The sequence below is a fragment of the Bordetella sp. N genome (assembly GCF_001433395.1).
GTDB lineage: Bacteria > Pseudomonadota > Gammaproteobacteria > Burkholderiales > Burkholderiaceae_B > Bordetella_C.
Map to the genome: position 1 here is coordinate 4,905,199 of NZ_CP013111.1, position 14,684 is coordinate 4,919,882.

General features: G+C 66.3%; 13 protein-coding genes. 8 read left to right on the plus strand and 5 right to left on the minus strand.

The window, feature by feature from the left end; translation table 11 throughout:
• Positions 1–7: 7 nt before the first annotated feature.
• Complete coding sequence (locus tag ASB57_RS21100) at positions 8–460, minus strand: MarR family winged helix-turn-helix transcriptional regulator (RefSeq protein ID WP_057656319.1); 453 nt, start codon at positions 458–460, stop codon at positions 8–10.
• 71 nt (positions 461–531) lie between these two features.
• Here ASB57_RS21100 and ASB57_RS31155 point away from each other — a divergent pair, with 71 nt between their 5' ends.
• From ASB57_RS31155 to pgl, 4 genes are all read left to right on the plus strand, one after another.
• Entirely contained in the window at positions 532–747 is a 216-nt protein-coding gene (locus ASB57_RS31155) for a hypothetical protein (RefSeq protein WP_156414228.1), read from the plus strand.
• A 103-nt stretch (positions 748–850) separates the two neighbouring features.
• A complete protein-coding gene (locus tag ASB57_RS21105; RefSeq protein ID WP_057653989.1) occupies positions 851–1,798 on the plus strand; it encodes a zinc-binding dehydrogenase in 948 nt (315 codons plus the stop codon).
• Positions 1,799–1,942: 144 nt separating this feature from the next.
• Positions 1,943–2,920 (plus strand): phosphogluconate dehydrogenase (NAD(+)-dependent, decarboxylating), encoded by a 978-nt coding sequence (gene gnd, locus ASB57_RS21110; protein WP_057653990.1) that lies wholly within the window; start codon positions 1,943–1,945, stop codon positions 2,918–2,920.
• Positions 2,921–2,977: 57 nt separating this feature from the next.
• Complete coding sequence (gene pgl, locus ASB57_RS21115; RefSeq protein ID WP_057653991.1) at positions 2,978–3,724, plus strand: 6-phosphogluconolactonase; 747 nt, start codon at positions 2,978–2,980, stop codon at positions 3,722–3,724.
• 108 nt (positions 3,725–3,832) lie between these two features.
• On the opposite strand, the gene ASB57_RS21120 is transcribed toward pgl, so the two are convergent.
• From ASB57_RS21120 to ASB57_RS21140, 4 genes are all read right to left on the minus strand, one after another.
• Positions 3,833–4,423 carry a TetR/AcrR family transcriptional regulator gene (locus tag ASB57_RS21120; RefSeq protein WP_057653992.1) on the minus strand — a complete coding sequence of 197 codons (591 nt, stop codon included), beginning with the start codon at positions 4,421–4,423 and terminating at the stop codon, positions 3,833–3,835.
• A 14-nt stretch (positions 4,424–4,437) separates the two neighbouring features.
• Positions 4,438–6,114 (minus strand): TolC family protein, encoded by a 1,677-nt coding sequence (locus ASB57_RS21125; protein ID WP_231755209.1) that lies wholly within the window; start codon positions 6,112–6,114, stop codon positions 4,438–4,440.
• 1 nt (position 6,115) lies between these two features.
• Positions 6,116–7,702, minus strand: a complete 1,587-nt coding sequence (locus ASB57_RS21135) for a DHA2 family efflux MFS transporter permease subunit (protein WP_057653995.1) — start codon at positions 7,700–7,702, stop codon at positions 6,116–6,118.
• Positions 7,703–7,821: 119 nt separating this feature from the next.
• Positions 7,822–8,901 (minus strand): HlyD family secretion protein, encoded by a 1,080-nt coding sequence (locus ASB57_RS21140; RefSeq protein ID WP_057653996.1) that lies wholly within the window; start codon positions 8,899–8,901, stop codon positions 7,822–7,824.
• Between the two features lie 479 nt (positions 8,902–9,380).
• Here ASB57_RS21140 and ASB57_RS21145 point away from each other — a divergent pair, with 479 nt between their 5' ends.
• The 4 genes from ASB57_RS21145 (at position 9,381) to trpC (ending at position 14,657) form a co-directional block, all read left to right on the plus strand.
• Positions 9,381–11,816, plus strand: a complete 2,436-nt coding sequence (locus ASB57_RS21145) for a membrane-bound PQQ-dependent dehydrogenase, glucose/quinate/shikimate family (protein ID WP_057653997.1) — start codon at positions 9,381–9,383, stop codon at positions 11,814–11,816.
• 418 nt (positions 11,817–12,234) lie between these two features.
• A complete protein-coding gene (locus ASB57_RS21150; protein ID WP_057653998.1) occupies positions 12,235–12,804 on the plus strand; it encodes an aminodeoxychorismate/anthranilate synthase component II in 570 nt (189 codons plus the stop codon).
• Positions 12,805–12,826: 22 nt separating this feature from the next.
• Positions 12,827–13,852 (plus strand): anthranilate phosphoribosyltransferase, encoded by a 1,026-nt coding sequence (gene trpD, locus ASB57_RS21155; RefSeq protein ID WP_057653999.1) that lies wholly within the window; start codon positions 12,827–12,829, stop codon positions 13,850–13,852.
• 16 nt (positions 13,853–13,868) lie between these two features.
• Entirely contained in the window at positions 13,869–14,657 is a 789-nt protein-coding gene (trpC, locus tag ASB57_RS21160) for an indole-3-glycerol phosphate synthase TrpC (RefSeq protein ID WP_057654000.1), read from the plus strand.
• Positions 14,658–14,684: the final 27 nt, after the last annotated feature.

A 14,684-nucleotide genomic window follows, 5' to 3' on the forward strand; every position in this document is an offset into this window, starting at 1 on the left:
ACCCGGCTCATGCCTGCGCCAGCCTTTCCAACAGACGCACGGCCTGCGCCAGCGTCTTGCGCTCGGCGGGGTCCAGATGCGTGTGGATGGCGCCGGAAAGCCAGTCTTCCCGCAAGGCCCGATGCGCCTTGAACCAGGCCTGACCCTTGGCCGTCATCGACCACAAGGTCTGGCGGCCATCGTCGGGATCGGGCACGCCGTTGACGTAACCCGCTTCATGCAGGGATGCCACCAACGCGCCCATGGATTGGGGCTTGACCCCTTCCACCCGCGCCAGCGTGGTTACGGTGGCGGACACCAGGCGCTCCAGTTGCGCCAGCGCCGTCACCTGCGGCCACGTCAGGGCGGCGGTTGGCGTTTCATCACGCAGACGCCGCCGCAGACGACTCATGGACGCACGCAGGTCCGCCGCGATGCGCAGCGTTTCCTGGGTGCCCGAACGGGCGCGTGGGGTGGTCATGAAAATACCTTTGGGACGCGCGCCGGGATGGGTCGTCGAAACCATCAGGGCGCGGTGCGGTGCGGGAATGTATGAAGTTTACCTTCAAAGTTTGCCTGAATAAAAGCGCTTTGATGAAGGCCGGTAGCGCCTGCACGCTCATGGGGCAAGGCGCCCCAAAGCATCCCCCGGATGATGCAGAAAGCGCACCGGATTGGGGCTTCTTCATCCCCAACGACCGACCGGCACATACATTCGCCTACAACTCATTGCTGACATTAACCGGGGGGATTGCCTACGCTGGCTGAACCTCACACGTCAGGCCGAGCGCTTTTCTTCCAGCGTTGCACGTAGGCAGGACGATCCGCGGCGTATCATGCGCCCTCGCGCTCCCAGTTGTAGCAACATTGCATGAAAGCCATACTCTCCACCGACCAAGGGGCCGTTCTGCGCGACGTCGGCCTGCCCATCCCCCAGCCCAATGAAATCCTGGTGCGCGTCCGCGCGGCCGGCCTGAACCGCATCGACCTGGCCACCGCGGCGGCCCAGAACGAAAGCATTCTTGGCATGGAATGGGCCGGCGAAGTGGCCGACGTCGGGTCGGCCGTGACCGAACGCAAGGTCGGCGACCGCGTCATGTGTACCGGCCCCGGCGCCTACGCCGAATACGCCGTCACGGACTGGGGCCGTTCCATGCACATTCCGTCCGCCGTGACCTTCGAACAGGCGGCCAGCCAGATGCTGGCCCTGCAGACCATGCACGATGCCCTGGTCACCCGGGCCCAGTTCCGCCGCGGCGAATCGGTGCTGGTACATGGCGCCAGTTCGGGGGTCGGCCTGATGGCGATGCAGATCGCCAGGTACCTGGGCGCGGCCCGTATCATCGGCACCTCGGCCAATGCCGCGCGCCGTGCGCGCCTGCACGAATTCGGCGCCGACGTGGCGCTGGATCCCAAGGAGGAAGACTGGACCGAGCAGGCGGTGGCCGCGACGCACAGCAAGGGCGCGGACGTCATCATCGACCAGATCTCCGGCCCCGATTCCCAGCGCACCCTGCGGGCCGCGGCCGTCCTCGGCCGCATCGTCAACGTGGGCCGGCGGAGCGGCGGCCACGGCCAGGAAGATACCCAGCTGCACGCACTCCGCCGCGTCACCTACACCGGCGTGACGTTCCGCACGCGCACGGTAGAAGAAATTCGCGCCATCACGGCGGCCATGCAGGCCGACCTGGGCGAGGCCGTGGCGGACGGCACGTTGAGCCTGCCCATCGACAGCGTTTTTCCCCTGGAACAGGCGGGCGAGGCGCTGGAGCGCATGGCGACCAATGCGCATTTGGGCAAGATCGTTTTGAAAATTTGAGATGCCCGGCCTGGCCAGCCCTGGCCGACAGCGGGGTGTCAGCCGCACAGGCGCGATAAAGTAGCGGGCAAATGCCGGGCGGGCGCCATCGTCCTTGCCCCGCCGGCCACTGCCATGGAAGGTAAGAAAATGCGAGTAGAGAAAATGCACATTGGTTTGATCGGCCTGGGCCGTATGGGCGCCAACATCGCGCGCCGCCTGCTGCGCGGCGGCCATGCCGTGACCGGCTTCGACCGCGCCGAAGCGGCCGTGACGGCGCTGCGCGCCGATGGCGGCGGCGGGGCCGGCAGCGTGGCGGAACTGGTGCAGGCGCTGCCCACGCCGCGCGTGGTGTGGGTCATGCTGCCCGCCGGCGCCATCACGGAAGCCGCGATCCAGGAACTGGGCGGCTTGCTGCAACCTGGCGACATCGTCATCGATGGCGGCAACACCATGTACAAGGACGACATGCGGCGGGCCCGCGAACTGGCGCAACGCGGCATCGAATATGTCGACGTCGGCACGTCCGGCGGCGTCTGGGGCCTGGAGCGGGGCTACTGCATGATGATAGGCGGCGAGACCAAGGTCGTCACTCATCTGGACCCCATCTTCGCCTGCCTGGCCCCCGGCCTGGGCGACATCGCCCGCACGCCGGGCCGCACGGGTAGCGACCCCCGTGCCGAGCAGGGCTATATCCATGCCGGCCCCGCGGGCGCCGGCCATTACGTGAAGATGGTGCACAACGGCATCGAATACGGATTGATGCAGGCCTACGCGGAAGGCTTCGACCTGCTGCGGTCCAAGGGCTCGGACACCTTGCCCGAAGACCAGCGCCTGCCCATCAACGTCGCCGATGTCGCCGAAGTGTGGCGGCGCGGCAGCGTGGTGTCCTCCTGGCTACTCGACCTGACGGCGATCGCACTGGCGCGCGATGCCGAATTGAGCACTTTTTCCGGCGAAGTGGCGGACAGCGGCGAAGGCCGCTGGACCATCGACGCCGCGGTCGAGCAGGCGGTACCGGTGCCGGTTCTGGCCGGCGCCCTGTTTGCGCGTTTCCGTTCGCGCCAGGAACATACGTATGCGGACAAGGTCCTGTCCGCCATGCGGTTCGGTTTCGGCGGTCACGTCGAGAAGAAGGACTGAGCCCTCCTGGCCCCAACCCTCTGGACCTGTGCATAGGCCCTTAACCTGGAGCAAGCCATGACCGGATCTACCCGTACTGCCGCCGCCAGCGGCACCTTGCACGTTTTTGCCACACCCGCCGAACTGATCGAAGGCGCCGCCAAGTGGGTGGTCGAACACATCGAGGCCAGCGAAGACCGCTATGCGCTGGCCTTGTCCGGCGGGTCCACGCCCAAGCCGCTGTATGAAAGGCTGGCGCAGCCCGACCTGGCACGCCGCATCGATTGGCAACGCGTGCATCTGTTCTGGGGCGACGAGCGCTTCGTGCCTCATGACCATCCAGACAGCAACTACCGCATGGCCAAGCTGGCGTTGATCGATCATGTGCCCATCCCCGCCGCCAACGTGCATCCGGTGCCGGCCGACGGCACGCCGGAATCGGCCGCGCAGCGTTACGCACAGACCCTGCGCGACTTCTACGGGGCCGGCAAGCTCGACGTCAACCGGCCCTTGTTCGATCTGAATCTGCTGGGCATAGGCGACGATGGGCACACGGCTTCGCTGTTCCCTGGCGCGCCGCAGTTGCTGGAAGAGAAGGAATGGGCCGTGGCCGTGGTCGGCCAGAAGCCGGAGCCGCGCATCACGCTGACCTATCCGGTGCTGGACAGCGCCGACACGGTGCTGTTCCTGGCGCAAGGCGCGGCCAAGCGCGATCCGGTGGCGCGTGCGCGCCACCTCGATCCGAAGACCCCGGCGGGCCTGGTGGCGCCGCGTGGCGACCTGCTGTGGTTCCTGGATAAAGCGGCCGCGCCGGCACAGCTGTAGCGCGGCGGGGTGGACGTGATCGGCGTGATCGGCGTGATGGGCGCGGTGGGCGCGATGGACGCGATAGGCGCGGTGGGCGCGGCGATTGCGCCCAGCGTCCGTCTTCTCTCAGTCGGCCGGATCCAGCTTGTAGCGTTCATGCAAGGCGCGGCGCGAGACGTCCAGGATGGCCGCGCTGTCCGCCTCTTCCACCAGACGCGCGCTGACCAGCGCGCCCAGTAATTCGGACTGCATCGAGCGGGCTGCCCGCTCGGGGTCCGCCACGCCCATCTCGTTCAACAGGCCGGCGATACGCTGCTGCCGCCGGGCCATGCCGCGCGCGAAGGCCTGCCGGGCTTCCGCGTCCAGGCGGGGTACTTCCGAACCCAGGGCGGCGATGGGACAGCCGGCATTGCGCGTCGCGCAGTGCTTGCCGGACAGATAGCTGTCGATATATGCCGCCAGCGCCGCGCGTGGCGGCTTGCCCTGCATCTCCTCGTCCAGCCGCGCCGTCATTTCCTCGAACATGAAATCGATGCTCTGCGCGATCAGTGCGCCCTTGGACGGAAAGTGCGCATAGAAACCACCATGCGTCAGTCCCGCCTCGCCCATGACCGCGGCCACGCTGACACCGTTGGGCCCCTGCTCCCGAATGGCGCGCGCGGCGGCCGCCAGCACCTTGCGGCGGCTTTCTTCTTTATGTTCGGGGCGATAGCGCATGGTGCGGGCCTTGTTCAGAGGACTGACAACATATCACGGTCGAATGTCGTGCCGGCATCCCAGCCGCCGCCCAGACTGCGGTAGGCGTCGACGGTGGCTCGGGCACGCTCCACATCGGCCAGCACCCAGTTGCGCCGGGCTTGCAGCACGTCGCGCTGCCGCAGCAGGATTTCCGCCATGCTGGCCGTACCTTGGTCGTAGCCGCGTTTTGCCGATTGCTCGGCGCGGTCATTGGCGGCGAGTGCGTTTTGCAAAGCGCCGGCTTGCGCATCGGCCTGGGCCAGGGTGATCAAGGCGTCTTCCGCGTCTTCAGTGGCGCGCAGCACTGCCTGACGATATGTGGCCCACGCTTCCGCCTGTGCGCCGCGGGCCTGCCGCACTTCGGCATCCACGCGGCCGAAGTCGAACAGGCGCCAGTGCAGGCCGGCCAGCGCCGCCGGCTGGAATGCCTGGCTGGAAAAGAGATTGCCGTCGCCCAGGCGTTCGAATCCCAGCAGGCCGGCCAGCGACACATCGGGGTAGTACTGCGCCAGCGCCACACCGATGCCTGCCGTCGCGGCGGCCAGGCGCCGTTCCGCCGCCAGCACATCGGGCCGACGCCGCAACAGCGCGGCTGGCTGCAGGTTGCCGGGCATGGCGGGCAAGGTCCATGAAGTCATGGTGGCACTGTCGATGCCGTTAGCGTTAGCGTTGCCGTTGCCGCTGTTGCTGCTGCTGTTGCTGTTGCTGTTGCTGTTGCGCAGGCTCGCGGCATTGGTGCCTGGGCTGTCGCCCAACAGCACGTCCAGGCGATTTCCCTGTTTTTCTACCTGCGCGCGCAAGGCGGGCACCAGGGCCTCGTCCTGATGACGCTGCGCGACGGCGTCATCGCGCTCACGGTCGACGGCCACACCCTGGCGCATGCGGTCCTCCATGACGTCGACATAGCTGGCGTCAGCCGCTATCTGCGACTGCATCAACCCCTGCGCGGCTTGCGCACCGCGCAGCTGGAAATAGGCGTCGGCCGTTTCGGCGGCGACGGATATCCGCACGCCCATGTGGGCGGCCTCGGCGGCATCGGCTTCGGCACGCAGGGCTTGCGCGCGGCGATGCAGCCCGCCCGCGAGATCCAGTTCCCAACTGGCGCCGGCGCCTATCGTGCGCTCGGTCTGGTTGCGGTCATAGCCCGGCGAGGTGCTGGCGATGGTGCCCAGCGCGCCCACGGTCGACTGCCGCTGCCGTGTGACGTCGGCATCCAGGGACCCTTGCGGCAACCACGCCGTAGCTGCGATGCCGGCTGCCGCCCTGGCCTGCGCCACACGCGCCTGGGCGGCGGCCAGGTCCAGGTTCTGTGCCAAGGCACGCTGGATCAGGCCGTCCAGGACGGGATCATGAAATCCGGCCCACCATTGCGTGAGGTCCGCGGGCGCCGTGCGGTCTGGCGCCGCTGTCACTGTCGGTGCCAGTGGTGACGTTGGTGCCGTTGCTGCGTGATAGTGGTCCGGCATAGCAATGTCGGGCCTTACATAATCGGGGCCCACCATGCAGCCGGCAAGCGGCAGGGTCAAGCCAAGCGCCAGCATCCGGGCAGGCCTGGTAACGCGCGTTTTCAATGCATTCAACGCATTCGACGCACTCAAGGTATTCGATGCATTCGATGTCTTCAACGCATTCGATGTCTTCAACGCATTCGACGTATTCAATGTATTCATCTCAATGTCCTGAATCGGTACCGGCCGGCCGTGCGCCGACCTTGCGCAGCATGGGCGCCAACACCACCGCCACCGCGAAGGCCGACGCGATGACGATGAAGGCATCCGCATAGGCCATCGTCGACGCTTCGCGATAAGCCAAAGCGCGCAGCTGCACCAGGGCCGCGGTCTGCGCATGCACCACGTCGCCCAAGGCTTGCCCGTAGCGGACCTGCACGCCGTCCAGCAAGGATTGCATCGCCGCGTTCGCGCTGGTGAAGCCCGCGGCGATGCGGTCGAAATGCAGATTGGTGCGGTTGTTCAAGATCGCCCCGCACAAGGCGATGCCGACCGCGCCGCCCAGATTACGCATCATGTTGAACAGGCCGCTGGCGTACTTCAGCCGCGCCATCGCCAGACTGCCCAGTCCCAAGGTGACGGCCGGCGCCACCGCGAACACCTGGGGAAAGCCGCGGATGATCTGCGGCCAGAACAATTGGTCGCCATCCCAGTCCGACGTGATGCGGCTGAAGCTCAACATGGACAGGCCGAACATGGCCAGCCCCAGGGTCATCAGCCAGCGCGCATCGACACGGCGCGCCAGGGCCACATACACGGGCACACCCAGGAAGGATCCCAGCCCGGTCGCGCACACGATGGTGCCGGTCTGCAAGGCAGACAGGCCCCGCACATAGCCGAGGAACAGCGGCAGCAGATAGATGGTGCTGAAGATGCCCATGCCCGTGATGAAGGACAGGATGCAGCCGATCAGGAAATTGCGATTGCTCAGCGCACGCAGGTCGACGATAGGCCGTGGGAACACCAGACTGCGCCACACGAACAACACGCCGCCCACCCCCGCGACCCAGGCCGCCCGGCGTATGCCCGCGTCGTCGAACCAGTTCCAGCGCGAGCCTTCCTCCAGCACGTATTCAAGAAAGCCCAGGAACACCGCCAGCAAGGCGATGCCGGGATAGTCCGCGCCCTTCAACAAGGACAGGTCCGGTTCGTCGACGTCCACCAGCGACGCCGTGCTCAAGGCCACCAGCAGGCCGGGCACCAGGTTGATGTAGAAGATCCAGCGCCACGACAGCGTGTCGGTGATCCATCCGCCGATCACCGGACCCAGCGCGGGCGCGACCGAAGCGATGGTCGCCACGGTGGCGGCGGCCAGGGGCTGGCGCTTGCCGGGGAAGTAGTGGAAGGTCGACGTGAAGACCGTGGGGATCATCGACGCCCCGATCAGGCCTTGCAGGGCGCGGAACACGATCATGCTCTCGATGTTCCAGGCCAGGCCGCACAGCAGGCTGGCCACCGTGAAGCCGAACGCGGAGACCGAGAACAGCCAGCGCGTGGAGAACACGCGGGTGAGCCATCCGGACATCGGGATGACGATGATCTCGGCGATCAGGTAGGCCGTTTGCAGCCAGCCGATCTGGTCCTGTCCGGCGGACAGGCCGCCGCCGATGTCCTGCAGCGACGCGGCGACGATCTGGATGTCCAGCAGGGCGACGAACATGCCCATGCACATGATGGCGAAGGGCAGTACCGGCGGGTGCGGCGCGCTCGCTGGTGGCGCGGCGGCGGCCGTAGCGGTTGGCGTGCTCATGTTGGCTTGCTCATGTTGGGGTACTCATGTTGGCGTGCTCACGTTGGCTTGCTTATTTCTGGAGGCCTCTTGGCTTTCTGTCGCGCCGGCTTTCTGTTGTCCGGCGTTTGCGCGACACGCTATTGCTGGCGGACATCGACCGTCGCGGTCACCGACAGGCCCGCGCGGAGCGCGCCCAGCGCGGCCACGTCGGGGTCCAGTTCGATACGCACGGGGACGCGCTGCACGATCTTGGTGAAGTTGCCGGTCGCGTTCTGCGCAGGGATCACGCTGAATACCGCGCCCGTGGCCGGCGCCACGCTCTGGATGTGGCCGGCGACGCGCAGGCCGCTGTCGACATCGGCGACGATGCGCACGGCCTGGCCGGGGCGCAGCGCGCGGATCTGGTCTTCCTTGAAATTGGCATCCACCCACAGGCCCTGCGCGGGCACGAGAGACATCAGCTGCGTGCCGGCCTTGACGAAGGTTCCGGGGTGGGCCGAGCGGTTGCCGATGTAGCCGTCGATCGGCGCGCGCAGCGTGGTGTAGCCGACGTTCAACCGGGCCGCGCGCAGGCTGGCTTCGGCCTGTTCGACGCGGGCTCGGGCTTCGCCGGTTTGCGCGATGACGACGGCCACTTCGTGTTGGCGAACGCTGACGGATGCCTGGGCGGCGCGCAGACGGGCGCGGGCCTGGTCCAGGGTGGTCCTTGCCCGCTGGGCGTCCTGTTGGGTGCCGGAGTGGGTGTTGGCCAGGTTGGCGTAGCGCCGGTCGTCCCGTTCGGCCAGGCTGATGCCGGCCTGCTCGACCGCGGCCTGGGCTTGCGCCTGGGCGGTGTCGGCGCGGGCCTGTTCGGCCTGCGCGGCCAGGCGGACCAGCGCGGCGCGGGCGGCGTCCGCCTCGGCCTGGGCGGCGTCCAGGTGAGCGTTGAAATCGGCGGGGTCCAGTTCCAGCAGAGGTTGGCCGGCGTGGACGAAGGCATTGTCCTGGACCAGCAGGCGGGCGACATAGCCCGAGACGCGCGGGGAGATCACGGTGACGTTGCCGCCGACGTAGGCATCGTCGGTGGACTCCTGGAAACGGCCTTCTTTCCACCAGTAGGCCGCGGCTGCGAGAGCGGCGATACAGACCACGGCCAGGACGATCCAGAGGGCGCGGCGGCGCTTGCGAGGGGGTTCGGATACGGCCGGTCCGTCGCCGGGCGCTTGAGGGTTCTGCATGGAAAGAAACTCCGGGATTGGGGGGCGCCGGGAGGCTTGGCGCTTATTGGATGATGATCATCATACTATTTAATATGACGATCATCATCTAATAGGCGTTGGTGGTGTGGTTTTTTGAGCCCATGGCCCCGGGCCACGGCCTAGAGGGTCTCGGGCACCCTGGGGTGCCCGGATGGTCCTTTGGAGGGTGGTGTTTCGCGCCGGGCCTCCCAGCCACTTCCCCTGAAAATTCGGGCAACCCCCTGGGTTGCCCGAATAATCCCTATTCCACGCCGGGCAACCCGCAAGGGTTGCCCGGTAAAACTTTCGGTATGGCTGAGCAAGAAGGTTTCCACGGCAGAGCAATCAACACGAATAACCAGCGCGCAGGCGTGGCCTCCAGGGTGGCTACCCTGCCCTTCGACTATGATTCGCGTTCGCAAAAAATCTCGTGGAATCCCGGGCGCACAGTTTCGCGCCCATCGATCTTTAATCCGGTTATGACGCAACAAGACAAAGGGCTGCCATTCCTGGCCAAGGGATGGCTGGTCGTCCTCGCTTTACTCATTCTGGCCACCGGCGTGTTTTTCGCCGTGTACGGTTATCAACTCGTGAAGCTGGGCGGTAGCGCCTACTTCCTCATCGCCGGCGTCCTGCTGGCCATCAGCAGCATCCAGATCGCCCGCCAGCGCCCGTCCGGCGCCTGGCTCTACGGCATCGCGCTGGTCGGCACCGCCGGCTGGGCACTCGCCGAAGTCGGCCTCGACTTCTGGCCCCTCGTCTCCCGCGTCCTGCTGCTGGCCGGCTTCGCCGTGCTGGTGGCCCTGTCCTTCCCCCTGCTGCGCCGCGCGCAAGGCAAGGCACCCGCACGCGCGGGCGCCAACACCGTCGCCGGCCTGCTGGCGCTCGCTTGCGTCGCCACGATCGGCGGCATGTTCGTGCCGCACGCACCCGTGCCCGGCACCGGCCAGGAACTGGCGCTCAAGCCGGTCGCACCGGGCCAGGAACAGGTCAACTGGGCCCATTACGGCAACACCTCCGGCGGCACCCGCTTCGCGGCCCTGGACCAGATCACCCGCGACAACGTCAACCAGCTGCAGGTCGCCTGGACCTATCGCACCGGCGACACCCCGGTCAGCCCCGGCGGCGGCGGCGCGGAAGACCAGCTCACGCCCCTGCAGATCGGCGACCGCATCTTCGTGTGCACGCCGCACAACAACGTCATCGCGCTGGACGCGGCCACCGGCAAAGAAATCTGGAAGACCGAGATCAATGCCAAGCAGAAGAAGTGGATGCGCTGCCGCGGCCTCGCCTACTTCGACGCCACCGCCGCCATCGAGCAACCCTCGATCAGCGGCGCCACGCCCGTCAAGGCCGTGACCGTCGCGTCTGGCGCCGTCTGCCAGCGCCGCATCCTGATGAACAGCGTGACGCCGGAACTGGTCGCGCTGGACGCCGACACGGGCGCCTTCTGCCCCGACTTCGGCAAGCAAGGCCGCGTCGACCTGCGCGCCAACATGGGCAAGGGCGCCGACAAGGGCGAGTACTACCCGACGTCCGCCCCCACCCTCGCCGGCACCACCATCGTGATCGGCGGCCGCGTCGCCGACAACGTCAGCACCGACATGCCCGGCGGCGTCGTGCGCGGTTTCGACGTCATCACCGGCGAACTGCGCTGGGCTTTCGATCCGGGCAAGCCGGACGATACGCAAGCCCCGCCCGCGGGCCAGAACTACACGCGCTCCACGCCCAACGTCTGGGCACCGATGTCCTACGACGCCAAGTCCAACACCGTCTTCATGCCGGTGGGCAGCGCGGCCGTCGACCTGTGGGGCGTCAAGCACACGGCCCTGGACCGCAAGTACGGCGCGTCCCTGCTGGCCGTCGACGCCACCACGGGCAAGGAAAAGTGGGTCTACCAGACCGTCCATGACGACCTGTGGGACTTCGACGTGCCCATGCAGCCGACCTTCGCCGACTTCCCCGGCGCCGACGGCAAGACCACCCCCGCGCTGATCTTCGGCACCAAGGCCGGCCAGATCTTCGTGCTCGACCGCCAGACCGGCCGTCCGCTGACGCAGGTCGAAGAACGTCCCGTGCCCGCGGGCAATATCCCGGGCGAGACCTATTCGCCCACGCAACCCTTCTCGGTAGGCATGCCCAACATCGGCGCCGACGACCTGAAGGAAGCGGACATGTGGGGCGCGACCCCGTTCGACCAGTTGCTGTGCCGCATCCACTTCAAGTCCAAGCGCTATACGGGCCTGTTCACGCCCCCCGGCACGGATGCGTCGCTGAACCTGCCCGGCTCGCTGGGCGGCATGAACTGGGGCGGCCTGTCGATCGACCCGGTCAACCAGCTGCTGTTCGTCAACGACATGCGCGTCGGCCTGGAAGTCCAGCTGACCCCGGCCGATCCCGCCGACGCCGCCGTCAAATCCGACGGCAATGAAGCCGCCGCCATCACGCGCCCCGTCGCGCTTGCCGGCACCCCCTACGCGATCAACGCCAAGGTGCGTTTCATGTCGCCGCTGGAGATCCCCTGCCAGAAGCCGCCCTTCGGCACGCTGACGGCGGTGGACCTGAAGACCCGCAAGATCGCCTGGCAAGTGCCGGTCGGCACCGTGCAGGACACGGGCCCCTTCGGCGTCAAGATGGGCCTGCCCATCCCCATCGGCATGCCCACCATCGGTGGCACCCTGGCCACCCAGGGCGGCATGGTCTTCATCGCCGCCACCCAGGACTACTACCTGCGCGCCTATGACAGCGGCACCGGCCACGAAGTGTGGAAGGCCCGTCTGCCAGTGGGCAGCCAGGGCACGCCCATCAGCTACAAGTCGAAGCAGACGGGCAAGCAGTACATCCTGGTGTCGGCCGGCGGCGCCCGTAATTCGCCCGACCGCGGCGATTACGTGATTGCCTACGCCCTGCCCTGATTGCCGTAGCCAAGTGACGTAACCGAGTGACGCGACGGCCCCGGGGGGCCGTGTCGACAGCCCCCCGCCGTTTGCGCTAAACTCGACCCGTTTTCGCAAAGTTCCGGTACTTCAATCCGTGATGACCTACGCAACGTTCAACACTCAGTGGTGGCGCTTCTCTTAAGAAGCGGCACGTTGTTGCGTATATGAATCGCACCTTGCCGCCGTACCGGCAGCAAGGTTCCATCAAAATGGCTCCCCGGCACGGCGGCTCCCCGAATCCAGGAGATTGCCCGATGCCACATTGCCAGACCCCTCGCCTCGCACCGTCCAACACGGTATTCACCGCCGCTTTCGCGCGTGGTGAAGCAAGCGTGCGCGCCGCGCAGTCCCTCCCCTTCCCCTATTCGTACTGACTATCCAGAGGTTGATGACTATGTCCCGGCTGCTCATGCTCGACAACTACGACTCCTTTACCTACAACCTCGTCCAGTACTTCGGCGAATTGGGCGAAGACGTCACCGTGGTGCGTAACGACCAGATCACGGTGGAAGAAGTGGCCGCCCTGAAGCCGGACCGCATCTGCGTGTCGCCCGGCCCCTGCTCGCCCAACGAGGCCGGCATCTCGGTGGCGCTGATCAAGGAATTCGCCGGCAAGCTGCCCATCCTGGGCGTGTGCCTGGGCCACCAGGCCATCGGTACGGCGTTTGGCGGCGACATCGTGCGTGCGCCCAACATCATGCACGGCAAGACGGTGCGCATCACCCATACGGGCACGGACCTGTTCACGAACCTGCCTTCGCCCTACACGGTGATCCGCTACAACTCGCTGACCATCGATCCCAAGACCCTGCCCGACTGCCTGCAGGTCACCGCCACGGCGGACGATGGTGACATCATGGGCGTACGTCATAAAACCTTGCCGATTTACGGAGTACAGTTCCACCCGGAATCGGTGCTGAGTGAGCATGGCCACTCGCTCATGCGCAATTTCCTGAACATCTGACGGCACCGGAAAGGCGTAGACCATGACCATCTCTCCCACCGAAGCACTGACCCGCTGCATCGAACACCGTGAAATTTTTCACGACGAAATGCTGCACCTGATGCGCATGTTGATGCGGGGCGAACTGTCGCCGCAGATTGCCAGCGCGCTGCTGATGGGCCTGCGCGTCAAGAAGGAAACGATAGGTGAGATCACCGCCGCCGCCCAGGTGATGCGCGAGTTCGCGACACCCGTGGCAACGCCCTATCCCGAACAGCTGCTCGACATGTGCGGCACGGGTGGCGACGGCAGCCACACGTTCAACATCTCCACCACGGCCATGTTCGTGGCCGCCGCGGCCGGCGTAAAAATCGCCAAGCACGGCAATCGCAGCGCCTCATCCTCGTCCGGCAGCGCCGACGTGCTGGAAGCCCTGGGCGCCAACCTGCAATTGACACCAGAGCAAGTGGCGGAATGCATCGAAGCCACGGGCATCGGTTTCATGTTCGCGCCGGCGCATCATGGGGCCATGAAGAACGTGGCGGCCGTGCGCAAGGAATTGGGCGTGCGAACCATTTTCAACATTCTTGGTCCATTGACCAACCCCGCCGGCGCGGCCAACCAGCTGATGGGCGTGTTCCATCCGGACCTGGTCGGCATCCAGGTGCGCGTGCTGGAGCGGCTGGGGTCGCGCCACGTGCTGGTGGTGCATGGCAAGGACGGGATGGACGAGGCTTCGCTGGGCGCCTCCACCTTGATCGGTGAACTGAAGGATGGGGTCGTCAGCGAGTATGAAATCCATCCGGAGGACTACGGGCTATCCATGATGTCCAACCGGGGCATCAAGGTGTCCAATCGGGATGAATCGCGTGAGCTGATCATCGAAGCGCTGTCCGGCAAGGCCGGGCCCGCGCGCGACATCGTCGCACTGAATGCCGGCCTGGCGATTTACGCCGGGAATGGTGCGCCCACCATAGACGCGGGCTTGAAGCTCGCTTTTGAAACTATCGCTAACGGCGCTGCCCGGGACAAGTTGGAACAATTTTGCGCCTACACCCGGAAGGTTTGAACGGGAACTATTGGAAATGAACGACATTCTTGCGAAGATCCTCGCCGTCAAGGCCGAGGAAGTCGCCACCGCGCGCCAGATGCGCAGCGAAGCGGAACTGCTGCGCGAAGCGCAAGCCCGCCAGGACGTGCGCGGTTTCGCGCAGGCCATTGAAGACAAGATCGCCGCCGGCAAGCCCGGCGTCATCGCCGAGATCAAGAAGGCCTCGCCGTCGCGTGGCGTCCTGCGCGAAAACTTCAACCCCGCCGAAATCGCCGCGTCGTATGCGGTGCATGGCGCGGCCTGCCTGTCGGTGCTGACCGACGTGCAGTTCTTCCAGGGTTCGCACGATCACTTGCGCCAGGCGCGCGCGGCGTGCCCGCTGCCGGTGCTGCGCAAGGACTTCGTCATCGATCCTTATCAGGTCATCTTCGCGCGCGCGCTGGGCGCGGACTGCGTGCTGCTGATCGCGGCCGCGCTGACCCCTTCGCAGCTGAAGGACCTGGAAGCGTGCGCGATGGACCTGGGCATGGACGTGCTGGTCGAGGTGCATGACGCCAAGGAACTGGACGTGGCGCTGGACATGCGCACCACCTTGCTGGGCATCAACAACCGCAACCTGCGCACGTTTGAAACGTCCTTGCAGAACACCATCGATCTGCTGCCGCGTATTCCGGCCGGGCGCCGGGTGGTCACGGAAAGCGGCATCCTCAAACCCGAGGACGTGCAACTGATGCGCGGCAAGGGCGTCGATGCCTTCCTGGTCGGCGAAGCCTTCATGCGCGCGCCCGATCCGGGCGCGGAACTGGCGCGCTTGATCGCCTGATCGCTTGATCGCCCGACGCGCATTGCG